The sequence below is a fragment of the Haliea salexigens DSM 19537 genome (assembly GCF_000423125.1).
GTDB classification, from domain to species: Bacteria; Pseudomonadota; Gammaproteobacteria; order Pseudomonadales; family Halieaceae; genus Haliea; species Haliea salexigens.
On sequence record NZ_AUHJ01000008.1, the window covers coordinates 127,426 to 152,427 of the forward strand.

At 60.7% G+C, this 25,002-nt stretch carries 23 protein-coding genes; 16 read left to right on the forward strand and 7 right to left on the reverse strand.

What is annotated here, in order from left to right:
• The gene (locus G533_RS0110920) at nt 1-3,273 is read right to left on the reverse strand and encodes a ribonucleotide reductase barrel domain-containing protein (protein WP_051230212.1); all 3,273 of its coding nucleotides are present in this window, start codon (nt 3,271-3,273) and stop codon (nt 1-3) included.
• 377 nt (nt 3,274-3,650) lie between these two features.
• Here G533_RS0110920 and G533_RS0110925 point away from each other — a divergent pair, with 377 nt between their 5' ends.
• Both G533_RS0110925 and G533_RS21635 read left to right on the forward strand, forming a co-directional pair.
• Nucleotides 3,651-4,862: a thiolase family protein gene (locus G533_RS0110925; protein ID WP_027949982.1), complete on the forward strand. Its 1,212-nt coding sequence runs from the start codon at nt 3,651-3,653 to the stop codon at nt 4,860-4,862.
• Between the two features lie 2 nt (nt 4,863-4,864).
• Entirely contained in the window at nt 4,865-5,266 is a 402-nt protein-coding gene (locus G533_RS21635; RefSeq protein WP_035527717.1) for a Zn-ribbon domain-containing OB-fold protein, read from the forward strand.
• A 1-nt stretch (nt 5,267) separates the two neighbouring features.
• Here the strand turns inward: G533_RS21635 and G533_RS0110935 are convergent, their stop codons facing one another.
• The 6 genes from G533_RS0110935 to dnaA all read right to left on the reverse strand — a co-directional run bounded on the left by G533_RS0110935 (nt 5,268) and on the right by dnaA (nt 12,890).
• Nucleotides 5,268-6,041, reverse strand: coding sequence for a sulfite exporter TauE/SafE family protein (locus G533_RS0110935; RefSeq protein WP_035527654.1), 774 nt, complete (start codon nt 6,039-6,041; stop codon nt 5,268-5,270).
• The gene (locus tag G533_RS21640) at nt 6,038-6,526 is read right to left on the reverse strand and encodes an MOSC domain-containing protein (RefSeq protein WP_205622600.1); all 489 of its coding nucleotides are present in this window, start codon (nt 6,524-6,526) and stop codon (nt 6,038-6,040) included. Before G533_RS21640 ends, G533_RS0110935 begins: the two co-directional genes overlap by 4 nt.
• A gap of 41 nt (nt 6,527-6,567) precedes the next feature.
• A complete protein-coding gene (gyrB, locus tag G533_RS0110945; protein WP_027949984.1) occupies nt 6,568-8,985 on the reverse strand; it encodes a DNA topoisomerase (ATP-hydrolyzing) subunit B in 2,418 nt (805 codons plus the stop codon).
• Between the two features lie 166 nt (nt 8,986-9,151).
• Nucleotides 9,152-10,258, reverse strand: a complete 1,107-nt coding sequence (recF, locus tag G533_RS0110950; protein WP_027949985.1) for a DNA replication/repair protein RecF — start codon at nt 10,256-10,258, stop codon at nt 9,152-9,154.
• 9 nt (nt 10,259-10,267) lie between these two features.
• On the reverse strand, nt 10,268-11,374 hold the full coding sequence (gene dnaN, locus G533_RS0110955) for a DNA polymerase III subunit beta (protein WP_027949986.1): 1,107 nt from the start codon (nt 11,372-11,374) through the stop codon (nt 10,268-10,270).
• Nucleotides 11,375-11,399: 25 nt separating this feature from the next.
• Nucleotides 11,400-12,890, reverse strand: a complete 1,491-nt coding sequence (gene dnaA, locus G533_RS0110960; RefSeq protein WP_027949987.1) for a chromosomal replication initiator protein DnaA — start codon at nt 12,888-12,890, stop codon at nt 11,400-11,402.
• A gap of 529 nt (nt 12,891-13,419) precedes the next feature.
• On the opposite strand from dnaA, the gene rpmH reads away from it, so the two are divergent.
• The 14 genes from rpmH (at nt 13,420) to G533_RS0111030 (ending at nt 24,999) form a co-directional block, all read left to right on the forward strand.
• On the forward strand, nt 13,420-13,554 hold the full coding sequence (gene rpmH, locus G533_RS0110965) for a 50S ribosomal protein L34 (protein ID WP_027949988.1): 135 nt from the start codon (nt 13,420-13,422) through the stop codon (nt 13,552-13,554).
• A 15-nt stretch (nt 13,555-13,569) separates the two neighbouring features.
• Entirely contained in the window at nt 13,570-13,974 is a 405-nt protein-coding gene (gene rnpA, locus G533_RS21645; protein WP_051230213.1) for a ribonuclease P protein component, read from the forward strand.
• Entirely contained in the window at nt 13,974-14,201 is a 228-nt protein-coding gene (yidD, locus tag G533_RS0110975; RefSeq protein ID WP_027949989.1) for a membrane protein insertion efficiency factor YidD, read from the forward strand. The genes rnpA and yidD overlap by 1 nt, the downstream gene beginning before the upstream one ends.
• A gap of 17 nt (nt 14,202-14,218) precedes the next feature.
• Nucleotides 14,219-15,949: a membrane protein insertase YidC gene (gene yidC / locus G533_RS0110980; protein WP_027949990.1), complete on the forward strand. Its 1,731-nt coding sequence runs from the start codon at nt 14,219-14,221 to the stop codon at nt 15,947-15,949.
• Nucleotides 15,950-15,994: 45 nt separating this feature from the next.
• Complete coding sequence (gene mnmE / locus G533_RS0110985) at nt 15,995-17,356, forward strand: tRNA uridine-5-carboxymethylaminomethyl(34) synthesis GTPase MnmE (protein ID WP_027949991.1); 1,362 nt, start codon at nt 15,995-15,997, stop codon at nt 17,354-17,356.
• A gap of 494 nt (nt 17,357-17,850) precedes the next feature.
• Nucleotides 17,851-19,749 carry a tRNA uridine-5-carboxymethylaminomethyl(34) synthesis enzyme MnmG gene (gene mnmG, locus G533_RS0110990; protein WP_027949992.1) on the forward strand — a complete coding sequence of 633 codons (1,899 nt, stop codon included), beginning with the start codon at nt 17,851-17,853 and terminating at the stop codon, nt 19,747-19,749.
• A gap of 1 nt (nt 19,750) precedes the next feature.
• Nucleotides 19,751-20,404 carry a 16S rRNA (guanine(527)-N(7))-methyltransferase RsmG gene (gene rsmG / locus G533_RS0110995; RefSeq protein WP_027949993.1) on the forward strand — a complete coding sequence of 218 codons (654 nt, stop codon included), beginning with the start codon at nt 19,751-19,753 and terminating at the stop codon, nt 20,402-20,404.
• 25 nt (nt 20,405-20,429) lie between these two features.
• Nucleotides 20,430-21,233: a ParA family protein gene (locus G533_RS0111000; RefSeq protein WP_027949994.1), complete on the forward strand. Its 804-nt coding sequence runs from the start codon at nt 20,430-20,432 to the stop codon at nt 21,231-21,233.
• 12 nt (nt 21,234-21,245) lie between these two features.
• Nucleotides 21,246-22,139, forward strand: coding sequence for a ParB/RepB/Spo0J family partition protein (locus tag G533_RS0111005; RefSeq protein WP_027949995.1), 894 nt, complete (start codon nt 21,246-21,248; stop codon nt 22,137-22,139).
• 210 nt (nt 22,140-22,349) lie between these two features.
• Nucleotides 22,350-22,748: an ATP synthase subunit I gene (locus G533_RS21650; RefSeq protein WP_158413413.1), complete on the forward strand. Its 399-nt coding sequence runs from the start codon at nt 22,350-22,352 to the stop codon at nt 22,746-22,748.
• Between the two features lie 3 nt (nt 22,749-22,751).
• Nucleotides 22,752-23,630: a F0F1 ATP synthase subunit A gene (atpB, locus tag G533_RS0111015; protein ID WP_027949996.1), complete on the forward strand. Its 879-nt coding sequence runs from the start codon at nt 22,752-22,754 to the stop codon at nt 23,628-23,630.
• 39 nt (nt 23,631-23,669) lie between these two features.
• Nucleotides 23,670-23,906, forward strand: a complete 237-nt coding sequence (atpE, locus tag G533_RS0111020) for a F0F1 ATP synthase subunit C (RefSeq protein ID WP_027949997.1) — start codon at nt 23,670-23,672, stop codon at nt 23,904-23,906.
• Between the two features lie 72 nt (nt 23,907-23,978).
• On the forward strand, nt 23,979-24,449 hold the full coding sequence (locus G533_RS0111025) for a F0F1 ATP synthase subunit B (protein ID WP_027949998.1): 471 nt from the start codon (nt 23,979-23,981) through the stop codon (nt 24,447-24,449).
• A gap of 13 nt (nt 24,450-24,462) precedes the next feature.
• Nucleotides 24,463-24,999 (forward strand): F0F1 ATP synthase subunit delta, encoded by a 537-nt coding sequence (locus G533_RS0111030; protein WP_027949999.1) that lies wholly within the window; start codon nt 24,463-24,465, stop codon nt 24,997-24,999.
• Nucleotides 25,000-25,002 lie beyond the last annotated feature (3 nt).

The window sequence follows — 25,002 nt, forward strand, 5'->3', positions numbered from 1 at the left end:
TCAGAACTTGCCGTAATAACCTTCTTTCAGGGCATCGAACAGATTCGCGGCCGTGTGCATTTCGCCGTCGTACTCCACCTGTTCATTGCCTTTCAGCTCCACCGTGGAACCATCCTCCAGTGTGAACTGGTAGAGCGTATTCTCGAGGTCCTGCTCTTTCACCAGCACGCCCTGGAATGCCTCGGGGTTGAAGCGGAACGTGGTGCAGCCCTTCAAGCCCTCGCCGTGGGCGTACAGGTAGATGTCCTTGAAATCCTCGAAGGGATAGTCCGTGGGGACATTGGCGGTTTTGGAGATGGAGGAATCCACCCACTTTTGCGCCGCCGCCTGGATATCCACGTGCTGCTTGGGGGTCACGGCGTCGGCCACGATGAAGTAGTCGGGGAGCTTCTCCTCGTCATGCTCGCTGTAGGGCATGGCGCGGGGGTTCACCAGGCTGCGATAGGCCAGCAGTTCGAAGGAGAACACGTCCACTTTTTCTTTTGTCTTGCGCCCGGAGCGAATCACGTTGCGGGCGTAGTGGTGCGCGAAGCTGGGCTCGATGCCATTGCTGGCGTTATTTGCCAGCGACAGTGAAATGGTGCCCGTGGGCGCAATCGACGAGTGATGGGTAAAGCGCGCACCGCGCTCCGCCACGCGCTCCACCAGCTCCGGCGCCACCGCGGCAACGCGCTGCATGTAGCGGCTGTAACGCGCATGCAGGACCCGCCCTGGCAGGCGGTCACCCACGGCAATGCCGTCGCGCTGCATTTCCGGGCGCGCCGCCAGCATTTCGGGTGTGACCTCGAACAGGTCGTCCATGATCGGCGCAGGGCCTTTTTCCTCGGCCAGTTGCACACCCTGTTCCCAACCCACCAGCGCCATTTCTCGCGCCACTTCCTCAGTGAAGGTCAGGGAATCTTCATCGCCGTAGCACATGCCGAGCATGGTGATGGTAGACCCCAGGCCCAGGAAACCCATACCGTGACGACGCTTGTAGGCGATCTCATGGCGCTGCTGCTCCAGCGGCAGACCGTTGATCTCCACCACGTTGTCAAGCATGCGGGTAAACACGGCGACCACATCGCGATAGCGATCCCAGTCGAACCGGGCCTTGTCGGTGAACGGGTCCAGCACCAGGCGGGTCAGGTTGATGGACCCCAGCAGGCAGCTGCCGTAGGGGGGGAGGGGTTGTTCGCCGCAGTTGTGGGCGTGCAGGCCATTGGCGTCAAAGGTATTGATGCCCGGAACCTGCACGTCGTACACATCCTCCACGCCATCCGCTTCGACAGCCGCCACAGTGGCGACAAAGCGCTCCCTGTTCAAACGCCGTTCGTAGCGCGCCAGCGCCTCGTCCAATCGCGCCTGTTTGGCCGTGTCGGCAAAACCTACGCGTTGCGCGAATTCAGCCATGTTGGCGCCGCTGATCACCAATTCGTGCTGCGCACGGGTGGGATACAGAGCACTGCCGCCACGACCGTCGGGCAGCAAGGCCTCGCCCGCGGCTCGGCGCTCGCGGTACAGGGTAGAGTTGATACCCAGACGCAAAAGCATGCGCTGCACCGCCTCCAGTGTGGCAACGTTCGACTGTGCCAGCCGCACGCTGACACCCTTGGCCTGAGAACCCTGGACCGAGCCATCGGCATCAAACAGGCCGCGCAACAGGCCGCAGTGGAAATCGCTGGAAGACGTCTCCACCTGCGGCGTAATGGCTTTTGCGCCCGGTGTCATGCCGAGCCCATGTGCCAGTTGGCGCAGTGCGCCGGTCGCAAGCCGGTATTCGTCGCGCCCTGCCACTTTCTGCCAACCGGCAAAATCGGCGCGGTGCGGCAGGCTGCGCGCAGCTGCCAGCGCTGCGGCCATGACCCCTTCCACCCCGTCGGCGCAGCCACCCTCATTGACTGCAAGGGGGCGGGTCCACACCGAGAGCACGGCCTTGTCCGCCTTCAACGTGCCATCGCCAATCAGCAGCCCGATCAGGTAACCCTCGTCACGAGTATAAGCGCCGGGCCACTGTGCGGCACTGCGGTGGTCGTTGAGCAACACCTGGTCGCCGGGAGACAGTTCGCCCGCTGCGCACCATTCGGTTTCCACGCGCCAGCGATTCAGGCTGGAGACGCGACGCACACGGTGGTCGGCAGTAAGGCGCAGCGCCGGCCCTTCCCGGGTCTGCAAACGAACAACGGGTTTGGTTGCGGTGCGGAAAAAGCCTTCCGCGCCACTGGCGTGGTCACAGCCGTCCACACGCGCAAGAAAAGGAGAGCCTGTGAGCGCGGCAACCTGCCGGGGACCTTCGCCGGTCTGCACCCAGGTATCCGCAGTGACACAGGGATTGGTCGCGCGGATATCTTCCAGCCACCAGTTGTTGTTCATCTGGTTGACGCGGTCGATGAGAATGAAGCCCGGCTCGGCGAAGTCGTAGGTCGAGGCCATGATCATGTCCCACAGCCGGCGCGCCGGGACGGTCTTGTAGATGCGGCACGCCACCTCACCCCGGTCATTGCTGACGTAACCCTGGGTGACCGGGAAGTGCCGCCACACAATGCTGCTGTCGTTCTGCAGGTCGAGCCCGGCGCCCTCCACTTCTTTCACCGTCATGGGGAAGCTCAGCGCCCAGTCCGCCTCCGCCTTCACCGCTTCGATAAACTCATCGGTAATCAGCAGGCTCAGGTTGAACTGCCGCAACCGGCCGTCTTCGCGCTTGGCGCGAATAAAGTCCATGACATCGGGGTGGTGGATATCGAAGGTGCCCATCTGGGCGCCGCGACGCCCGCCGGCCGAGGAAACGGTAAAACACATGCGGTCGTAGATATCCATGAAGGACAGCGGGCCAGAGGTGTAAGCCCCTGCACCACTCACGTAAGCACCGCGCGGACGCAGGGTGGAGAACTCGTAGCCGATGCCACAGCCGGCCTTGAGCGTCATGCCCGCCTCGTGGTTTTTCTGCAGGATGTCATCCATGGAGTCAGTGATGCTGCCAGACACCGTGCAGTTGATGGTGGAGGTGGCGGGCTTGTAGGCCTCGGCGCCGGCATTGGAAATGATGCGGCCGGCAGGCAGTGCACCATTCTGCAGAGCCCACAGGAAGCGCTGGTACCACTGTTTGCGTGCAGCGTCGGTGTCTTCAACGTCCGCAAGCGCACGGGCGATGCGTTTCAGGGTGTCGGCGATGTCCTTGTCGACCGGCTCGCCAGTGCGGTCCTGGAGGCGGTATTTCTTGTCCCAGATATCCAGCGATGCGTCCTGCAACCCGATATCGACCACCGTGTGTAACGCCTTGACCACTTCTCCCATGACCTCTTCCCCGTGTGTGCTGGCAGCGTTACTAGTGTGCGGGAAGGCGGCGGCCAAGAGCAAGGCAAAAGCCCCATATGGGGGGCACTTTTTTAGGGCGGACACCAGATATAGTGTTACGCGGGGTGGACAGACTGGCCGGAATCGACCGCATCAGAGGTTGGCAGTCCACAGGGCAGCGGCCCTGCGCCATGCGCGAGGTCAAGAAAACGGCGCCCCGCCGGGCCCGGCGGGTTTTCTCCACGATCGGTTCATTGCGTCAAGCCGACCGGGCCTTTTACCGGTCCACCAGGGCCGCAGGGCTTGGGTGCGGTGCGGTTCTGTCCCATGATGCCCCACGGAATCAACCGCGGCGTGCACCGGGAGGGGAGACGCGAGTGAGCTTGACAGGCAAGGCGGCGATTGTGGGCTGTGCCCAATATCGGCCGGAAAAATACACAACTGCGCCACAGATGTTTCACCTTGAGCAGATGGCGGACCTGGCTCGCATGGCATTGATTGACGCCGGGCTTGCGCTGCAGGACATCGACGGCCTGGCGGTGAACGGCGCGCACTTCAACGAGGCCACTGCCTTCGTGCCAGCGGTGGTGGCAGAGTACCTGGGGTTGCAGGTTGGCTTCGCCGAGACTGTGGACCTTGGCGGTACCAGTGCCGTAGCCATGGCCTGGCGCGCCGCCGCCGCCATTCAGCTCGGGCTGTGCCGCGCTGTTCTCTGCGTGATACCCGGGCGCCTGACGCCGCCGGACCCGGACGCCGACCCTGCCGCCTTCGCGGCGGCAATGCAGCTGGGCGGCCACAGCCAGCGCTTTGGAGCGCCCGAGGCGGAGTTCGACCTGCCGTACGGACACATGGGCCAGAATACCGGCTACGCCATGATCGCCCAGCAGTATGCACACCGCTACGGCTACGACGTCGCCGCCATGGCGGGTATCGCGGTGGCCCAACGCAGCAACGCGCAGGCCAACCCGGATGCGCTGTTCCATGGCCAGCCCATCACCGTGGACGATGTACTGAACAGCAAGGTGGTGGCAGACCCACTGCATATTCTTGAAATCGTCATGCCCGTTGCCGGGGGTGCCGCTTTTATCGTCGCCGCCGACGACCTGGCGCGCGATTGCCGCCACCGGCCCGTGCGCATTCGCGGTTGTGGCGAACAGCTGGACTTCAAGTCACCCAGTTACGCCCGGGACATGACCGTGACCCCGATTGCCCGCGCGGCACAGCGCGCTTTCGGTATGGCGGGGCTGACGCCCGCCGATATGGACATGGCGCAAATCTACGACTGCTACACCATCACCGTGTTGCTGAGCCTGGAAGATGCCGGGTTCTGCACCAAGGGTGAAGGCATGGCGTTTCTGCGCGAGCACGATCTCACCTGGCGCGGCGACTTTCCCCTCAATACCCACGGTGGCCAGCTGTCCTTCGGCCAGGCAGGCGCGGCCGGGGGTATGTCGCAACTGATAGAAGCGGTCACCCAGATTCGCGGCGATGCCGGTGAGCGCCAGCTGCGTCAACACGATACCGCCTTCGTCTCCGGCACGGGTGGCGTGATGAGTGAGCAGGGTGCATTGATCCTGACAGGAGCCTGAAGATGAACGCTATGATCCCCCGGCCCACCGACATTAGCCGGCCATTCTGGGATGGACTGCGCGAGCAACGCATTCTCATCCCGCGCTGCCAGCGTTGCCGCGGCTGGGTCTTTTATCCGCGCCGCCACTGCACACATTGCGCCTCTCACGACCTGGCCTGGACGCCAGTATCCGGCGCGGCAACCCTGTGCTCCTTCACTATCGCGCGGGTCCCCACGCTGCCCGGGTTCGCCGGCCCCGAGCTGCAGAACCTCGCCATCGTCACGTTCAGCGAGGGGTTCAACATGAACAGCGCACTGACCGGCGTGACGCCGGATGACATGTGTATCGGTATGCCACTACGCCCGGTGTTTGACGTGATGGACGACGCAGGTCACGCGCGCCTGTTGTTCACGGCGGCCTGAGCTAGACCGACAAACCCGCGCTGCTGCCGAGCAGCGCATCGACCGCCTGCCACAGCAGACGCAAGGCCAATACTGTCAGCACAACATTAAGCAGACGGCTGAAACGCCGATCACTGACAGTGCCCAGCAGACGCACGCCGAGCCAAGTGCCCGCAAAGCCCGCGGCGATCATGGCCAGGGCGAACGCCAACCAGTCGCGAAAAATAAAACCAGCGGTGCCGAACACCAGCAACTTGGGCGCGTGTTGCAGCACCATGGCAAGCGCAAAGGTCGCCACCGTGCGGTAGCGGTCTGTCTGGGTCTGCTTCACGAAGGCGGCCACGAGAGGCCCAGTAGCACCGACAAACAGGCTGGCGAAGCTGGTGAGGGCGGCGGCGGCAAAAGTGCCCGTGGCCCCCAGCGCGGCGCGGGGCAGGGGCGGGCCCCAACAGAGGTACAGCACGAACAGGCCAATGCTGAGCTGCCAGATCGCAGGAGGCAAGGTGACCAGCAGCAGGGCGCCCGCCAGTACACCCAGGGCAACACCCGGCGCGAATGCGCGCAGCAAGCGCCAATCGATATGGCGCCAGGTGAGTGCGGCGCGTCCACCGTTGGAGCCGAGCTGGATGAGACCGTGCACGGGGATGATGATGGCGGGCGGCAACCACAGTGAGAGCAGCAACAGCAGCAGTACGCCACCGCCGGCACCCAGCGTTGCGGTCAAGAGTGACGTCAGGGTGGAGCAACCCAGTAGCAGGACGGTTGTGGCAACATCGAGCCCGGGGGGAATGATCACGTCAGCTGCAGGGTGCCCTGTGCGGGTGCAGGCGCAAACCGGCCCTGTTGCCCCACCTCCAGTGCGCCATCACTCAACACGCGACAACACACCCCCCCTCGCCAGTCTGGCCTGAGCGCCGCCTGCAGCCCCTGACAGGCGGCGTCCATGCGCCGGCACGGGTCCGTCTCGCGGGTTATCTCCAGGGTCAGGCTGCCAAAATGCAGCAGTTGGCCCACCGTCTCCGGCCCGAACACCATACCACTTACCAGAAGGTTGGCGCGGCGCTGTGTCCAGGGGAGCAGGGTACCGAGTTCCGCACAGGCCGCTTCCCAGCTTTCCAGGCTGAGCACGGTGACCTGCCGTTTGCCGGGGCGGCCACGGGCGTCACCCTGGACACCGGCGAGACAAGTGACAGGGGCGCTGGGTATGGTTGCCATCGGTGCGCCGGACCGCGCGCGAATGGCAATACCGCGAACCTCGATTGGCGTTGTAGTCGCAGTCATGGGTGCTCCCGTGTTGGTCCCACCAGCCGCGGGGTGGGCCGTTAGACGTCCAGGTTCGCCACCGACAGCGCATTCAGCTCGATGAACTCGCGCCGGGGCTCCACGTGGTCGCCCATCAGCGTGGTGAAAATCTGGTCCGCCGCGATGGCATCCTCGATCGTCACCTGCAGCATGCGACGGGCTTCCGGGTCCATGGTGGTTTCCCACAGCTGCTCCGGGTTCATCTCACCCAGGCCCTTGTAGCGCTGGATGTTATAGCCCTTGCGTGCTTCTGCCATCAACCAGGTGAGGCCCTCCTCGAAACTGCGGGTGGGGAAGGTCTTGTCGCCGCGCTGGAAGTAGCCGTCTTCATCAATCAGCGTGTTCAGGGTTTCACCCAGGGCGACCAGACTGCGGTATTCGCCGGAGGAGAAGAACTCGTGCCGGTACTCGGTTTCCGTTTCCACACCGTGTGCCAACAGCTTCACCACAGGGTAGTGGGTCTGCCGCTCCTGATCGCGCCGCACACTGACGGTATACACTGCGCCCTTGGGCGCCACGGTTTGTAAGCACTCACTTAACCTTTGCGCAAAGGTGATGACAGCGGCCTCATCGCGCATTTGGTCCAGGGTCAGGCTGGCGCCGTAGACCATCTGCCAAAGCACCGGCGGGGCATACAGGCGGCCCAAGCGGTCGATGGTGGCCGCGACCTTGCGGAACCGCTCCACCAGCTCTTCCAGGCCCGTACCGGTAATGGGCGGCGCCTCGGGGTTCACAACAATGGCGGCACCGTCCAGTGCAGCCTGTGTCAGGTAGCGGTTGAGCGCTTCGTCATCTTTCAGGTACTGCCCCTGTTTGCCGCGCGAAATCTTGTACAGCGGCGGCTGGGCAATGAAGATATGCCCGCGCTCAATGAGTTCGCGCATCTGGCGGAAGAAGAAGGTCAGCAGCAGGGTGCGGATGTGCGAGCCATCAACGTCCGCATCGGTCATGATGATGATGCTGTGGTAACGCAGCTTCTCCGGATTGAACTCGTCCTTGCCGATACCACAGCCCAACGCCGTAACAATAGTGCCGACTTCGGCTGAACCCAGCATCTTGTCGAACCGGGCCTTCTCGACGTTGAGGATCTTGCCCTTGAGGGGAAGAATCGCCTGGAATTTGCGGTTGCGGCCCTGCTTCGCAGAGCCACCGGCCGAGTCGCCCTCTACCAGATAAATTTCCGACAGCGCCGGGTCCTTCTCCTGGCAGTCTGCGAGCTTGCCCGGCAAGCCGGCAATATCCAGGGCACCCTTGCGCCGCGTCATCTCGCGGGCTTTGCGCGCCGCTTCCCGCGCACGGGCCGCATCGAGCATCTTGCCGACAACGGCACGGGCTTCACCGGGATTTTCCAACAGGTAGTCGTTGAAGAAGGTGTTCATTGCCTGCTCAACGGCTGTTTTCACCTCGGAGGAGACCAGTTTGTCCTTGGTCTGAGAGGAAAACTTGGGGTCCGGCACCTTCACCGAGATGATCGCGGTCAGGCCTTCTCTGGCGTCGTCACCGGTTGTAGACACCTTGGCCTTCTTCGCCATGCCCTCGCGCTCGATGTAGCTGTTCAGGCTGCGGGTGAGCGCGGCGCGGAAGCCCGCCAGGTGGGTACCACCGTCGCGCTGGGGAATATTGTTGGTGTAGCAGAAGATGTTCTCTGCAAAGGCATCATTCCACTGCAGTGCCACCTCAACACCAATCCCGTCCTCCAGGTCCACCTGGAAATGGAACGGTTTGTTCACCGCGGTCTTGTTGTTGTTCAGGTAGTCGACGAAGGCGCGCAGGCCACCGTCATACTGGTAGTTCTCTTCGCGGCCCGAGCGCTCATCTTTCAGGCGAATATTGACGCCGGAGTTGAGGAACGCGAGTTCGCGCAGGCGTTTAGCCAGCTGGTCGAAGTGGAAGAGGATGTTGGTAAAGGTGTCGGGGGAGGGGTGAAAACGTACCGATGTGCCCGTACCTTCCGTATCTCCGATAACCGCCAGCGGTGCCTGGGGCACACCGTGGTGGTAGATCTGTTCATAGCGCTTGCCCTCGCGGCGAATGGTCAGCACCAGTTCCCGGGACAGGGCATTCACCACTGACACACCCACCCCGTGCAGGCCCCCAGAGACCTTGTAGGTATTGTCGTCGAACTTGCCGCCCGCGTGCAGCACGGTCATGATCACTTCCGCCGCGGAAACACCTTCCTCATGCATTTCGGTGGGAATACCGCGGCCGTCGTCACTCACGGTGACCGACTCATCCGGATGAATCACGATATCCACCCGGCTGCAGTGGCCTGCCAGGGCCTCATCGATAGAGTTATCCACGAGCTCAAAGACCATGTGGTGCAGGCCAGTGCCGTCGTCCGTGTCGCCGATGTACATGCCCGGACGCTTGCGGACGGCATCAAGGCCCTTCAGAACCTTAATGCTGGAGGAATCGTAGTTTTGCTCATTGTCAGTCATTGGATAACTCTCTTCTCTCTGCTACCGACGCGCCAATGCGCACTCGGCTTATAATTTCGACGCCGGATCCCGATCCCGTTGCGCGCCGCTTTGAACCCGTAACTCCAGCCCTGCGCGACCTCGCGGAATCCAGATCGCCCGCGCCCCGGGGAGCGGAGCTTTCGATCTAACTCGCAGCAACCGACTTCAGCGAAACACTGCCCTGTTCCACGTGGAACATCAGGGGCTTTACGCCATCAGGCCACATACCCGCAAGGTCGGAGGCATCGACGCAGGTGATGAACACCTGCGCCTGCAGCGCCGTAAGCGCCTCGCAAACCTGCCTGCAGTGCTGTGCATCCAGCTCCGACGGCAAATCATCCACGAGGTATACGCATCCCCGTGGCTGTGCCTCGGACATAATTTGCCCTTGAGCCAGCTTCAGGCCGCACACCACCAGCTTTTGCTGGCCCCGCGACAAGGTTTCCGCCGCTGAATACCCAGACACCGTAACACGAAGGTCAGCACGCTGGGGGCCGACATGCGTGTACCCTTGCTCTCGGTCGGCGACCTCACTGGCAGCGAGGGCCGCCGCATACGCAAGTGACTTATCCCACCCCTTGCGATAACGCAACTCCAAGCCCTCCAGCGCGGGCGAAAGTTCGGACATGATCGCCCGAAACCGCGGCGCGAGCGCCTCAAAGTAAGCCTGCCTGAACGCGTGAATCTGTTCACCGGAGGTGGCCAACTCACGGGTCCATACCGACAACTCGGACTGCTCCAGTTTACCACGCCGCAAGAGCTTGTTGCGCTGTTTTACGCACCGCTGAAATCGCTGCCATTCAGAAAAAAAGCGTTGTTCCACGTGGAACACACCCCAGTTCAGGAACTGGCGGCGCGCGGCAGGGCTACCCGTGAGCAAGTCAAAGGACGCGGCGTTCAACACCTGGAGGGGTAAATGGGCAACCAGCTCCGCGACCGACCGTACTTTTTCACCCGCTAGTTTGATCTGTAACTCACCGCTGACATCGCGCTGCACGGCAACCGCGGCGCGCTGACCCGCAGTGGAGAACTCGGTAACCCCATACACCGTGCAACGTTGCTCACCGTGGGCAACCAGAGTGCGGGGTGTGCCGGTGCGAAAGCTGCGCGACATGCCCAGCATGTGCACAGACTCCAGAATACTCGTTTTGCCACTACCGTTGGGACCGAAGAATATATTGACCTGTCCCAGCTCGCGGAGCGCGACCTGGGACAGATTTCGGATATGGTGAATCTGCAGCTGGGTTAACAAAAACGCCTTTTACAACCGCATGGGCATAACAACGTAGAGCGAATCGCCGTCTTCCGATTCCTCCAGCAATGCGCTGCTGTTCGGGTCAGAGAGCGAAAGTTTGACTTGCTCACCGCTGAGCACGCCCAGTACGTCTAGCAGGTAGCTGACGTTGAAGCCTATCTCTACCGAATCACCCTGGTAATCAACGGATACCTGTTCCTCCGCCTGTTCCTGCTCAGGGTTGTTGGCGACGATTTCGATGACGTCGGGGGCGACCTTCAAGCGCACACCGCGGTATTTCTCGTTGGAGAGAATCGCGGTGCGGGTAAAGGCCTGTCGCAGCTCCAGGCGCGAACCCAACACGATCTTGTCGGCCGCGCGGGGAAGTACACGCTCGTAGTCGGGGAACTTCCCATCGACCAGCTTCGATGTGAAGGTGAAGCCGTCGGTGGTGGCTCGCAGGTGATTGCTGCCCAGCACCATCGCGATGTCCTGGTCTTCTTCGAGGAGGAGACGCGACAACTCAAGCACGCCCTTGCGCGGGAGGATGACCTGGGTGTCCTCGTCCACTGGAACGGGGGAGGGCAGAGTGCACATTGCAAGCCGATGCCCGTCGGTGGCGACCACGCGCAAGCGACCACCCTTGAGTTCCAGCAGCATCCCGTTCAAGTAATAGCGTACATCCTGCTGTGCCATCGCGAACGCGGTACGGTCAATCAGGCGCCGCAATTGACCCTGCTTGACGGTAAACCGGTGCGTACCAACACCTTCTTCGACGGCGGGAAACTCTCTGGCGGGTAGCGTGGACAAAGTGAAGCGGCTGCGCCCGGAGCGCACCGTCACCTTGCCGTCTTCAACGGTGAACTGTATTTCGCTGCCTTCCGGCAGCGACTTGCAGATATCCACCAGCTTGCGGGCCGGTACGGTGACTTCGCCTGGCGCAGAGACCGGGGACGGCAGTGCTACGCGCCCCACCAGTTCAACTTCCAGGTCGGTCCCTGTGAGTGACAACTGGTCACCTTCCAACACCATCAACACGTTGGACAGAATCGGCAGCGTCTGTCTCCGCTCAACCACACCGGCAACCAGGTTAAGGGGCTTGAGCAATGCATCCCGTGAAATCGAGAACTTCATAAATCCAGGTTCCTTCCGTACGCGCCTACGTCGTGAGTGAGCGCAGCAAGTTTTTGTAATCTTCCCGAATATCAGAGTTGGTTTCGCGAAGTTCCTTTATTTTACGGCATGCGTGCAATACTGTCGTGTGGTCTCTGCCACCAAAACTATCGCCGATTTCCGGCAGGCTGTGGTTGGTCAGTTCCTTGGCCAGCGCCATAGCCACCTGCCGTGGCCGTGCCACCGAACGGCTGCGACGCCGCGACATGAGGTCGGCAACCTTGATCTTGTAATACTCTGCGACCGTGCGCTGGATGTTATCCAGGCTGACTTGCTTGTCCTGCAGTGCCAGCAAATCCTTGAGGCTCTCCTTGACCAGGTCAACATCGACCGGCCGACCGGTGAAGTTAGCGCTCGCTATCACTCTTTTAAGCGCGCCCTCAAGCTCCCTCACATTGGAACGAATACGCTGGGCGATAAAGAAGGCGGCATCCGGGGGCAGGATAATGCGCGACTGGGCGGCCTTGTTCATGAGAATCGCGACACGGGTTTCCAGCTCGGGTGGCTCGACAGCCACGGTGAGCCCCCAACCAAACCGCGACTTCAGGCGCTCTTCAAGGCCGTCTATTTCCTTGGGGTAGCGGTCGCAGGTGAGGATCATCTGCTGACCCCCTTCAAGCAGGGCATTGAAGGTGTGGAAGAACTCTTCCTGGGAGCGATCCTTCTTGGCAAAGAACTGGATATCGTCGATCAACAGGGCATCAACCGAGCGGTAATAGCGCTTGAAGTCGCTGATCGCATTCAGTTGCAGTGCCTTCACCATGTCCGCTACGAAACGCTCGGAATGCAGGTACACCACCTTGGCCTCGGGGTTCTGGTGCTTCAGTGCATTACCGACAGCATGCATCAGGTGGGTTTTACCCAGGCCCACACCTCCGTAAAGGAACAGGGGGTTATAGGCCTCACCCGGGTTTTCAGCCACCTGGCGCGCCGCCGCCAGAGCAAGCTGGTTGGATTTGCCTTCCACGAAATTGTCGAAGGTATAAGTGTCTACCAGGTTCTGCTGCTGTGTGTCATCCGGGGCCGACCGACCGCGCAGGGCAGGCGCCGCCAGGCCAAACTCCTGTCGCGGTGACTGTGGCGCAACCGCCTGCATTCTCGGCGCCGCTACACTGCGCAGCGCGGTGGCACCGCCACTCACCGCATAGCCGGATACTGCCGGCGCCACAAAAGCATTATCACTGTCGACGGCGCTGCGCGCTGGCTGCACCGCGCGAGCCTGTTCAAGATCCCGACCCTGACCAATTTCCAGCGCCAACCGGGGCACCTCGGCAGGCGCGATCTGTTGCAATAGCTCCCTGATCCGCGGCGCAAACTTGTCGCTGACAAAATCCTTAATGAATCGGTTGGGCGCAAACAGTGTCAGTTGTTGACCGTCCTGGCTGCTCTGCAGCGGGCGAATCCAGGTGTTGAACTGCTGGCTTGGCAACTCGTCCTGAAGACGACTGATACACTGCTGCCATATGACGTCTGGCAAAATACTCCCCTTTGAAGGCCCTTAACTGACCCTCACAACAACTTACTCGCAAATCGCGCGGCGTGTATCCGCGCGTTGGTGGCACTTCGGGCTTTTCGATCCCGATGCCGAGATAATACTCTCCCACGGGTGAGTTATCCACACCTCAACGCGTTTTTTTTAAAACCAATTTATTCTTATAAATCATATACTTAATAAATATATGCCTATTTTTTAGGCGCAGTTTATGAATCGTTAATGTGAATACATGATCTGTGTATAACCTGTGCGTATCTTTGGGGCAACGTGTGCGCTGTTTACTACAAAGCCCGCCACCACTGGCTTTCACAGCTCGCTCTGGGGCCCGCATCAGAGCGGTTATCAGGCGTGAAAATAAAGCTGCAGGTGAACATTGAATTCAGGGCGCCCTTTCTCTAGAATACCCAACCTTTTTGCGGCCCGGTACTCCACCGTGCTTGCCGTGCAGCACCATCCACGGGGCAGGCGGAGAATCAGCCTTCTATTTATTACTTCCTACTGGAACAGAGTCATGAAGAGAACATTTCAGCCCAGCGTCCTGAAGCGCAAGCGCACCCACGGCTTCCGCTCCCGCATGGCCACCAAGAACGGTCGCCTGGTACTCAGCCGCCGTCGTGCGAAAGGCCGCAAGCGCCTGTCTGCCTGATGCCGGAGAGCCTTTGTGGGCGCAGCCACTGAGAGCGAACCGACACCTGCGGCTTTCGGCAAATGCCGGCGCCTGTTGAATGCGGCCCATTATCGGGCCGTTTTCGATGGAGCCACAGTGAAAGCTTCGCATCGAAACCTGCTACTATTGGCGCGTCCCGCGGACGGAGCAAAGAGCCGGCTGGGGTTGGTGATTGCCAAGAAGAACGTGCGCAAGGCTGCGCAACGCAATCGCATCAAACGCGTTGTGCGGGAATCATTCAGGCACCTGCCCGCTACAGCCCAGCCTCTTGATATCGTCTTTCTGGCGCGCCGCGGCCTGGACGATCTGGATAACGCTTCACTGTTCGCCACGCTGGAAGCACAATGGCAAAAGCTGTCACGACACACCGCCACCGCCCCACGGGCGCGAGACCACTGATGCGTCGTCTTTTTATTGCCCTGATCTCCCTGTACCGGTATGCCATCAGCCCATTTCTGGGCAATCACTGCCGATTCTATCCGAGCTGCTCGCACTACGCTCAGGAAGCCATCGAATTGCACGGCGTGGTGCGGGGCTCCTGCCTCACGCTGCGCCGGCTTGGCAAATGCCACCCCTGGCATGAGGGCGGCGCCGACCCGGTGCCGCCCTGCAAGCACACTCACTGACAAAGCTGATACCCGCTATGGATTTCCAACGTACTCTGCTGATCGGCGCCATCGCGCTACTTTCGTTCATGCTGCTGACCGAGTGGGTCGCGTTCAAGGATGCCAAAACCACTGCAGCGCAGCCGACTGCCAGCCGCCTGATCAGCAGCGAACCCGATGGGCTGCCCGCAGCGAACAGTGAGCTGCCACTCGCCCCTTCGGTCACCGCGCCAAGCACTGGCGACGAAGACCTGCCGCAGGCGCCTGAAGCCATTGCCGACCAGCAAACCGCTGCACCCGTGGTAACCGAGGGCGGCACCGGCAGCGACATTATTACCGTGCATACAGACGTCCTGCAGGTTGCCATCGATCTACAGGGGGGTGACATCGTGGAACTCGCCCTGCCGGAGCACCTGGAAGACATCGACACACCTGATCAGCCCTTCGTGCTGCTGGAACAGAACGAACGCCGTATTTATGTCGCGCAGAGCGGCCTGATCGGGCCCAACGGCATCGACAGCGAATCGCGCGCGCGCTTCACAGCCACGCAATCACGCTACGAACTGCAACCCGACGCCGACGAACTTCAGGTCGACCTGGTGTGGCAGAACGCGCAGGGGCTCTCGGTAACCAAGCGCTTCACCTTGCGTCGCGGCGACTACTTGATGACCGTCAGCTATATTGTCGACAACCAGACTGGCGAGCGTTGGCAGGGGAATCTGTTCGGACAGATCAAGCGTGACAGCAGCAAGCCTTCTACCGTCGATTCCAGCGGCATGGGTCTGCAACCGTTTTTGGGTGCCGCCATTACCCAACCGGAAGAGCGCTTTACCAAGTTCACTTTCAAGGACATGCAAGAAGAACCCTTCCGCGAGCAACTGCCCGGCGGCTGGATAGCCATGATCCAGCACTACTTCCTCAGCGCCTGGATTCCGGCAGCGGACCAGAGCCACACCTACAGTACCCGGGTCACTGCCTCCGGCTTCAACATCGCGGGCTTCACCAGCCCGGCGCTGGTCGTTGATTCGGGTGAGCAAGGTGCCGTAAGTGCGGGTTTCTACGCCGGCCCCAAAGATCAATACCGACTGGCAGAAATTTCTCCCTATCTGGATCTGAGCGTCGACTACGGGTGGCTGTGGTGGATCGCGCAGCCGCTGTTCTGGCTGCTGGTCAAGATACACGGCTTGGTCGGCAACTGGGGTGTCGCGATCATCCTGCTTACAGTGCTGATCAAGACCGTGTTCTTCAAGTTGTCCGCCACCAGCTATCGCTCCATGGCGAACATGCGCCGCGTTGCACCCAAGATGCAGGACATTCGCGAGCAATACGCGGAAGACAAGGCCAAGCAAAGCCAGGCCATGATGGAGCTCTACCGCAAGGAGAAGATCAACCCGATGGGGGGCTGTCTGCCGGTGTTGGTGCAAATGCCGGTGTTCATCTCGCTGTACTGGGTATTGATGGAGAGTGTCGAACTGCGCCACTCACCGTTCTTCCTGTGGATCGAAGACCTCTCGGTGATGGACCCCTACTTCGTACTGCCCCTGTTGATGGGCGCCAGCATGTGGTTCATGCAGAAGCTTAACCCGCCACCGCCGGATCCCATGCAGGCGAAGATCATGCAGTGGCTGCCGGTGATTTTCACCTTCTTCTTCCTGTGGTTTCCGGCAGGCCTGGTACTGTACTGGGTGGTCAACAACCTGCTCTCGATGGCCCAGCAGTATGTTATTACCCGGCAAATTGAAAAGTCGGACGCCAAAGTCAAAGCCTAGTATCGCCCCCTGCGGGGCGCTGCACGGCTGGCGTATACTGCCGCTGTGACCACCGAGCACGACAATTCGGAAACCATCGCCGCTATCGCCACCGCTGCCGGTCGCGGTGGCATCGGCATCGTGCGCCTGTCGGGTCCCGCGGCCGCCGCTATCGCGGAGCGCATTACCGGCAAACAGCTGATGCCGCGGCATGCGCATTTCAGTGTCTTCAGGGATTCACAGGGCGAGCCCCTCGACAGTGGAATCGCTGTCTACTTTCCGGCACCTCATTCCTTCACCGGCGAAGATGTTGTGGAACTGCAGGGGCACGGCGGCCCGGTAGTGCTCGACCTCATTGTGGCTGCCTGTCTCGCCGCAGGGGCGCGTCAGGCACGAGCCGGTGAATTTTCCGAGCGCGCCTACCTCAACGACAAGCTGGACCTTGCCCAGGCCGAGGCCATCGCAGACCTCATCAACAGCACCACGGCACAGGCTGCACGCAATGCACACCGCTCTCTGCAGGGGGCATTCTCAGCGGAAATCGATCACCTGGTAGCGGAGGTAACACGCCTGCGCATTTACGTCGAAGCCGCCATCGATTTCCCGGAAGAAGAAATCGATTTTCTCGCCGATGGACACGTCGCTGACTCCCTGCGAGCGTTGCAACAACAGCTGGCAGCGGTAATGGCCTCGGCACAACAGGGGAGCCTGCTGCGCGAAGGCATGAAGGTCGTGATAGCAGGAAAACCCAATGCGGGAAAATCGAGCCTGCTGAACGCGCTCGCCGGCCAGGACAGCGCCATTGTCACGGCCATTGCCGGAACCACCCGGGATATCTTGCGCGAGCATATCCAGATTGACGGCATGCCGCTGCATATTGTGGATACAGCGGGGCTCCGGGCCAGCGAGGACGCGGTCGAACAGGAGGGAATTCGCCGTGCCCAGCGGGAAATCGCCAGCGCCGATCGCATACTCCTCGTAATCGATATGAACGACCCCAGTCCACTGCCGGATGACCTCTGGCCCGGTTTTCCACAGACGTCGGTACCCATCACGCGTATCCACAACAAATGCGACCTCGCCGGGGAGCCGCCAGCGATTACCGGCTCCGGTGATGACGTCACTCTGCAGCTGTGCGCGCGCTCCGGCGCCGGCATCGACCTGCTGCGTGACCACCTGAAACAATGTATCGGCTACACCGGTGCGTCGGGAGATGCCTTCAGCGCGCGGCGCCGGCATCTGCAGGCGTTGCGGGAGGCCGCCGATCATCTGGAAAACGGCCGGCTTCAACTGGAAGAGGCGGGCGCCGGCGAACTGCTCGCTGAGGACCTGCGCCAGTGCCACGACGCCCTGGGAGATATCACCGGCAGGATGACCAGCGATGCATTGCTGGGAGAGATTTTTTCCAGCTTCTGTATTGGCAAGTAAACCCGGCGCCATTCCCTGTATCTGTACACCCCACTGCACACGCTATACACAACTTATACAGAGCATCGCCGCATAGAGGATGTTGAGGGTATAAACCTGTTGATAACCCGCGGTAGAAAACGGGCATGAGCTGGGGACAACCGCCTGTGTACAATTACGGTGACGCCACCAGGGTTGTTTGGTCCCCAGCCCGTACACAGTGACAGCACGCCAGGAACAGGGTTTGCAACGGTGCTTTTCATTGCGGCAAGTGAATGAAAAATAGGGATTAATTGCCGTTACACACAGAAACGGTCGGCCTATACAATAACTACATCAGTTCTATTCTTTCATTCTCAATACCTATTTACTTAATTATTTATAAACACTGTTTTCAATCGCGAAAGCATTCAAGCACCGCGAACAAAAACACAGAACATCTTTTGAACAACCGGGTTCCCGGACGTATAATCGCCGGCCCGGAGACGAGCTGCCGGGCCAGGAGGCGCACAGGCGTGGAATACCAGCAGAACTTTGATGTGATTGTGATCGGTGGCGGCCACGCTGGCACCGAAGCCTGTCTGGCCGCCGCGCGCATGGGGTGTCGCACCCTGCTGCTGACCCACAGTGTGGATACGTTGGGACAAATGTCCTGTAACCCCGCGATCGGTGGCATTGGCAAAAGCCATCTGGTGCGGGAAGTGGATGCACTGGGTGGTGCCATGGCGCGCGCTACTGATCGCGCCGGCATCCAGTTCCGCGTTTTGAACGCGCGCAAGGGGCCCGCCGTGCGCGCGACACGCGCCCAGGCCGACCGTGTGCTGTATCGCAACGCCATTCGCGAAATCATTGAAGCCCAGCCCGGACTGTCGGTTTTTCAGCAGCCCGTGGATGACCTGCTGGTCGAGCAGGGCCGCGTGGCCGGCGCGATAACCCAGATGGGCCTGATTTTTCGTGCGCCCACGGTGGTCCTGACCACTGGCACATTCCTCGGTGGAAAAATCCACATTGGGTTGCAGAACAGCTCTGGCGGCCGGGCAGGTGACCCGCCCTCCATTGCCCTGGCACAGCGTCTGCGCGAAATGCCCTTCCGCGTCGATCGCCTGAAAACCGGAACACCGCCGCGCATTGATGCGCGCAGCGTGGATTTCAGTTCACTGGAAGAACAGTGGGGCGATAGCGATGCGCCCGCCATGTCGTTCCTCGGCAGTGTCAGTGAGCGGCCGGAGCAGCGCTGCTGCTGGATCACACACACCAACGAGCACACCCACGACATCATTCGCGGTGGCCTGGACCGTTCGCCCATGTATTCCGGCGTGATTGAGGGCGTGGGGCCACGCTACTGCCCGAGCATCGAAGACAAGATTCACCGCTTTGCCGATAAAGCCTCGCATCAGGTTTTCATCGAGCCAGAGGGCCTGACCACCAGCGAACTCTATCCCAATGGCATTTCCACCAGCCTGCCTTTCGATGTACAGCTGGCGCTGGTACGTTCCATTCAGGGCTTCGAGAATGCACACATCACACGGCCCGGTTACGCCATCGAGTACGACTACTTCGACCCGCGTGACCTCAGCTATTCGCTGGAAACCAGAGCGCTCCCGGGCCTCTATTTCGCGGGCCAGATCAACGGCACAACCGGCTACGAGGAGGCTGCGGCCCAGGGCCTGCTGGCCGGCCTGAATGCCGCGCTGGCCGTGCAGGGCAAGGCGCCGTGGTGCCCGCGGCGCGATGAAGCCTACATCGGCGTACTGGTGGATGACCTCATCACCATGGGGACACTCGAGCCCTACCGCATGTTCACCTCCCGCGCCGAATACCGTTTGCTGCTGCGGGAAGACAACGCGGACCTGCGCCTGACGGAAACAGCGCACAGCATGGGCCTGGTGGATGACCAGCGCTGGGCACGTTTCGCACGCAAACGCGACGCCATTGCCAGCGAAACCCAGCGCCTGGCGACCACCTGGCTGCATCCGGGAACGGCTGAAGCGGCAGCGCTCGCGCCCAAACTGAAAGCGCCGCTGTCGCGGGAATACTGCCTCGCGGATCTGCTCAAGCGCCCCGGTATAGGCTATGCCGATATTGCCAGCCTCAAGGGGCAGGCGCTGGAGGATGAACAGGCTGCTGAGCAGGTGGAAATCCAGGCCAAATATGCCGGTTATATCGACCGTCAGCAGGACGAGATTGCGCGCTTGCGCCGCTATGAGGAAACGCCATTGCCGGCATCCCTGGATTACCAGGCGGTGGATGGCCTGTCTCACGAGGTGCGTCAGAAGCTCACCGATGCCCGTCCCGAAACCCTCGCCCGCGCCGGCAGGATTCCCGGTGTGACCCCGGCTGCTGTGTCGCTGCTGCTGATTTACCTGAAGAAGCGCGGCGCCCTCGAGCGCAGCAGCGACCGTATAAGCGCCTGACTTGGACGCTGCACTCGCGCGCCAGCTGACCTCAGGGCTCGACAGCCTGGGTGTAGCAGCCAACTTTGCGCAGCAGCAATTGCTGCTGGATTACCTCGCACTGCTGACGAAGTGGAATCGCGCCTATAACCTGACGGCAATACGTGATCCCGCCGCCATGGTGACGCGCCATCTGCTCGACAGCCTGGCGGTGGCACCCTGGCTCACGGGAGATCGCTGCATTGATGTGGGTACCGGTGCCGGATTACCCGGTATACCCCTGGCGATTCTGTTTCCCCAGCGTGCGTTTGACCTGCTGGACAGCAATGGCAAGAAAACCCGCTTCCTGTTTCAGGCCAAAACCGCTCTCGGTCTGGAGAACGTCACCGTGCACCACGCGCGGGTGGAAAGCTTTTCGCCAGACTGCTGCTATGATGCGGTGCTCTCCCGGGCGTTTGCGTCACTCTCCGATATGCTGGCCGGAACCCGACATTTACTCTGCCCGGGCGGGGTTTTGCTTGCCATGAAGGGCGCGCGCCCCGATGATGAACTGGTATCGATCGAGCGCCACTGCGCGGTGCGCCATATTCGGCCCCTGTCGGTGCCGGGGCTTGACGAGCAACGCCACTTGGTAGAACTTGCCCTGTTGCCGTCAATCGACAATCTGCACCGGTAATAGGCGATTAAACGGGGAGTGGGCCTTGGCACGAGTTCTTGCAATTGCAAACCAGAAAGGCGGGGTGGGGAAAACCACCACCTCTGTCAATTTGGCCGCATCCCTTGCCGCAATGAAAAAGCGCCTGTTGCTGGTGGATCTCGACCCGCAGGGCAACGCCACGATGGGCAGTGGTATCGACAAGCACGCTGTTGAGCGCAGTATCTACGACGTGTTGGTGCACCGTGCCCCGGTGCATTTGATCACCCGGCGCGTACCCGAAGGTGGCTTTGATGTGTTGCCATCCAATGACGACCTCACTGCGGCCGAAGTGGAGCTGATGGGAGTGGAGCAACGCGAGCGGCGACTTAACACCGCGCTACGTGAAGTGGCATCAGCCTACGATTACATTCTTATCGACTGCCCTCCGTCCCTGAACATGCTCACCCTCAACGGCCTGGTTGCGGCGGATGGCGTCGTGATCGCCATGCAGTGTGAGTACTATGCCCTTGAGGGCCTCTCGGCATTGGTCAATACCATTCGCCGCGTGGCGGAGTCGGTGAACCCGTCGCTGCAGATCGAAGGCATCCTGCGTACGCTCTACGACCCTCGCAACAGCTTGACCAACCAGGTATCTAACCAGTTGCACGAGCATTTTGGTGAGGCGGTCTACCGCACGGTGATTCCACGCAACGTGCGACTGGCCGAGGCACCGAGTCACGGCCTGCCGGTTATGTATTACGACCGCCACTCGCGGGGCTCGCGTGCCTATATGGCCCTGGCGGGTGAGCTCATTCGCCGCGAAGAGAAGCGCAGCATCGCCACCGGCAGTGCCGCGACCAAGGTATAGGAGAGCTAGACGATGTCAGCCAGAAAACGGGGATTGGGGCGCGGGCTGGATGCGCTGCTCGGTGCCGGTACCCAGCCCCGCGAACTGCCTGAAGGGGACGTGTCGGCCGCCGATGGTGATACGCCGCAACAGGTGCTGAAAGATCTGCCGGTGGACCTGATACAGCGCGGTAAATATCAGCCGCGGCGCGATATTGACCCGGAATCCCTGCAGGAACTGGCTGACAGCATTCGCGCCCAGGGCATCATGCAGCCCATCGTGGTGCGCCCCGTTGCCGAACGCAAGTACGAAATCATTGCCGGTGAACGCCGTTGGCGGGCCGCACAGCTGGCTGGCCTCGACCACGTACCGGCGGTAGTTCGTGACGTCAGCGATGAAGCAGCCATTGCCATGGCGCTGATCGAGAACATCCAGCGCGAAGACCTCAACCCGATCGAAGAGGCGATCGCGCTGCAGCGCCTGCAGCAGGAATTCCAGCTGACGCAGCAGGAAGTGGCTGACGCGGTGGGTAAATCGCGCTCCACCGTGACCAACCTGTTGCGCCTGATGTCGCTGCAGAGTGATGTGCGCCTGTTGCTGGAGCGCGGTGACCTGGAAATGGGCCACGCCCGTGCGCTGCTCGGCATCGAGGGTACGGCGCAATCGCAGGCTGCCAGAACCGTGGTGGGCAAAGGCCTCTCAGTGCGACAAACCGAAGCCCTGGTGCGTGGGCTACTGGCGCGACAGGACCAGCCGGCCGAAGAGCCGCCGCGCATGGACCCGAACATCCGCCAGCTGCAGGATGACCTGTCCCAAAAGATCGGTGCGCGCGTGCAGATCCAGCACGGCGCGAAAGGCAAGGGCAAGCTGGTGTTGACTTACAACAGCCTGGATGAGCTGGACGGTATACTGAGCCATATTCGCTAGCGCCCACCCTCATTACCACAGTATGTAGTGGCTCGCTGTGCGGGAACTACCAGATAGGGTGTGTGACCATCCAATCGCGGCAAAACGGGGCAAACTGGCGCCAACATGCTGCCAACGTCAGCGATATTTCGCACCGCGAACACTGTGATTCGGTTGAACCCGCCATCCAATGCCCCTATAATGCGGGCGCCCAAAACGAGGAACAATCGTGTGGCAGGCGTCCATCGCATAGCCCTGATGCAGTTGGCCACGCTCGTTCCTTCATGCCTGCTGGTCTGGCTGGCGCTTGATGAAACGACAGCACTGTCATGGATGTGCGGCGGTGTGGTGGCGGTGGTGCCGCAGGCGTGGTTTGCCCTGAAGCTGTTTCGCGCGCGCGGCGTGCAACCGGCAACGGAAATCGCGCGCTCTGCGCTGAGCGGCGAAGCCGGCAAGTTCCTCTTGAGCGCGGCGGGATTTGCCGCGGTATTCGCTCTGCTGCGGCCGATTGAGCCGGGGGCAGTGTTCGCCGGATACGGCGTGATGTTGGTAGTGCAAACGATAGGAAGCTGGCGGATGCTGATGTCCCGCGAGCAGAAACAAACCGAAACACCGAAACAAGAGTTGTGATCGATGGCAGGCGAGAACCAGACGGTTTCAGAGTACATTGTCCACCACCTGACCAACCTGACCTATGGCAAGCTGCCTGCCGGTTATGAGCGCTACGACGGCTCCATTGTGGGTGACGGCGGTGCGTGGGTCATGGCACACGGTGGCGCTGAAGCGGCCGACATGGGTTTCACGGCGATTCACGTGGATTCAATGGCGTGGTCGATCGGTCTCGGTATCGTGTTCAGCTGGCTCTTCTACAGCGTCGCGAAAAAAGCGTCTTCCGGTGTGCCCAGCGGCCTGGGCAGCGCTGTGGAAATGATTGTCCAGTTTGTCGATAACACCGTGCGCGATACGTTCCACGGTCGTAACCCGTTGATCGCTCCTTTATCTCTGACCATATTCGTCTGGATTTTCCTGATGAACTTGATGGACCTCGTGCCGGTGGATATCGTGCCGGAGTTGATGATGCTGCTCGGTGTGGAATACCACAAAATCGTGCCATCAACCGACCCGAATATCACCTTTGGTATGGCTATCGGCGTACTTATCCTGATTCTTTACTACTCCATCAAGGTCAAGGGGTTCGGCTTTGCCCGGGAACTGGCAATGAACCCGTTCAATCACCCCCTGTTCATTCCCGTGAACCTGTTCATGGAAATTGTCGGCTTGCTGGCGAAGCCTTTCTCTCTCGCACTGCGTCTGTTTGGCAACATGTACGCGGGCGAAATGATCTTTATCCTGATTGCAGCCCTGTTCAGCGCCGGTGTGGCCTGGATGGCGCCGGCAGGTATCCTGCAGATCGGTTGGGCGATTTTCCATATTCTGGTAATCACCCTGCAGGCTTTCATCTTCATGGTGCTGACGATCGTGTATCTCAGCATGGCCCACGAAGACCACTGATTCACCTTTAACTTTGGTTATTAACGCTAGGAGAAAATCATGGAATTAGTTCTTATTGCTGCTGCAATTATGATCAGCCTCGGTGGTCTGGGTGCGGCTATCGGTATCGGCATGCTGGGCGGCAAGCTTATCGAAGGTTCTGCACGTCAGCCTGAACTGGCTCCCAAGCTGCAGGTCACCTTCTTCCTGGGCGCTGGCCTGGTGGACGCGATTCCGATTATCGGCGTAGGTCTGGCTATGTACCTGATCTTCGTTGTTGCCCCTGGAATGGCTTGAGCACGACCCACAACGCAACCGTGAGCGGGGTAGCTCTATCGGCTGCCCCACCATATCTGTGAGGAGTATGGCGTGAATATCAACCTTACGCTTATCGGACAGGTCATCGCCTTCTTCGGCTTCGTCTGGTTCTGCATGAAGTTTGTCTGGCCGCCCATTATTGCGGCCATGCAGGAGCGCGAAAAGAAAATCGCGGACGGCCTGGCAGCCGCCGATCGTGCCAGCCACGATCTGGAACTGGCGCAGGAAAAAGCGCTGGAGCGTTTGAAGGAAGCCAAGCACGAGGCGGCCGGTATTGTCGACTCCGCCAATAAACGTGCCAGCCAGATTGTGGAAGAAGCTAAAACAGCGGCGGTAACGGAAGCGGAGCGGGTTAAAACTGCTGCGCGATCTGAAATCGAGCAGGAAACCAACCGCGCTCGCGAAGCCCTGCGCTCGCAAGTTGCCGTGTTGTCTCTGGCGGGTGCCGAGAAAGTGCTTGGTGCGACGATTGATCAGGACGCTCACGCGGACCTGGTCAACAAACTGGCTGCAGAGCTTTGATGGTGAGGACGTTATGGCCGAACTGACCACGCTGGCCCGCCCCTACGCGAAGGCGGCTTTCGAGTATGCTCGCGACAGCCAGAGCCTGGCCGAGTGGCTGCCGCAGCTGCAATTGGCCGCTGCCGTCAGTCGCGACAGCCGCATGCAGGCGCTGTTACGCAACCCGGAAAAAGACGGGCCGCAGCTTGCCAGCGCGCTGGCAGATGTCTGCGGTGAGCAGCTTGGCGATGCCGTGCGCAAGTTCCTGGGTGTGCTGGCGCAGAACCGGCGCCTGCTGCTGTTGCCACAGGTCACCGCGCTGTTTGCCGGTTACAAGGCGAATTTCGAAAAGTCAGTGGATGTAGAGGTTGTTTCCGCGTTTGATCTGGCGGACGACATGACCGACAAGCTGGCCTCCGCCCTGAGTACGCGTCTGGAGCGGAAAATAAACGTGCACACCACAACAGACCCCGATCTGTTGGGTGGTGTGTTGATCAGGGCCGGCGATCTGGTGATCGATGGTTCGGTACGCGGCAGGCTGAACAAGCTGGCCGCGGCAATGAATTTGTAGGAT

Excerpts from the sequence above, each read along its gene's own strand:
- yidC (WP_027949990.1), top strand. The coding sequence starts at position 14,219 with ATGGATTTCCAACGTACTCTGCTGATCGGCGCCATCGCGCTACTTTCG.
- G533_RS21635 (WP_035527717.1), top strand. The coding sequence starts at position 4,865 with ATGAACGCTATGATCCCCCGGCCCACCGACATTAGCCGGCCATTCTGG.
- G533_RS0111030 (WP_027949999.1), top strand. The coding sequence starts at position 24,463 with ATGGCCGAACTGACCACGCTGGCCCGCCCCTACGCGAAGGCGGCTTTC.
- G533_RS0111005 (WP_027949995.1), top strand. The coding sequence starts at position 21,246 with ATGTCAGCCAGAAAACGGGGATTGGGGCGCGGGCTGGATGCGCTGCTC.
- atpB (WP_027949996.1), top strand. The coding sequence starts at position 22,752 with ATGGCAGGCGAGAACCAGACGGTTTCAGAGTACATTGTCCACCACCTG.
- atpE (WP_027949997.1), top strand. The coding sequence starts at position 23,670 with ATGGAATTAGTTCTTATTGCTGCTGCAATTATGATCAGCCTCGGTGGT.
- gyrB (WP_027949984.1), bottom strand. The coding sequence starts at position 8,985 with ATGACTGACAATGAGCAAAACTACGATTCCTCCAGCATTAAGGTTCTG.
- rpmH (WP_027949988.1), top strand. The coding sequence starts at position 13,420 with ATGAAGAGAACATTTCAGCCCAGCGTCCTGAAGCGCAAGCGCACCCAC.
- dnaN (WP_027949986.1), bottom strand. The coding sequence starts at position 11,374 with ATGAAGTTCTCGATTTCACGGGATGCATTGCTCAAGCCCCTTAACCTG.
- yidD (WP_027949989.1), top strand. The coding sequence starts at position 13,974 with ATGCGTCGTCTTTTTATTGCCCTGATCTCCCTGTACCGGTATGCCATC.
- G533_RS21640 (WP_205622600.1), bottom strand. The coding sequence starts at position 6,526 with ATGACTGCGACTACAACGCCAATCGAGGTTCGCGGTATTGCCATTCGC.
- G533_RS0110920 (WP_051230212.1), bottom strand. The coding sequence starts at position 3,273 with ATGGGAGAAGTGGTCAAGGCGTTACACACGGTGGTCGATATCGGGTTG.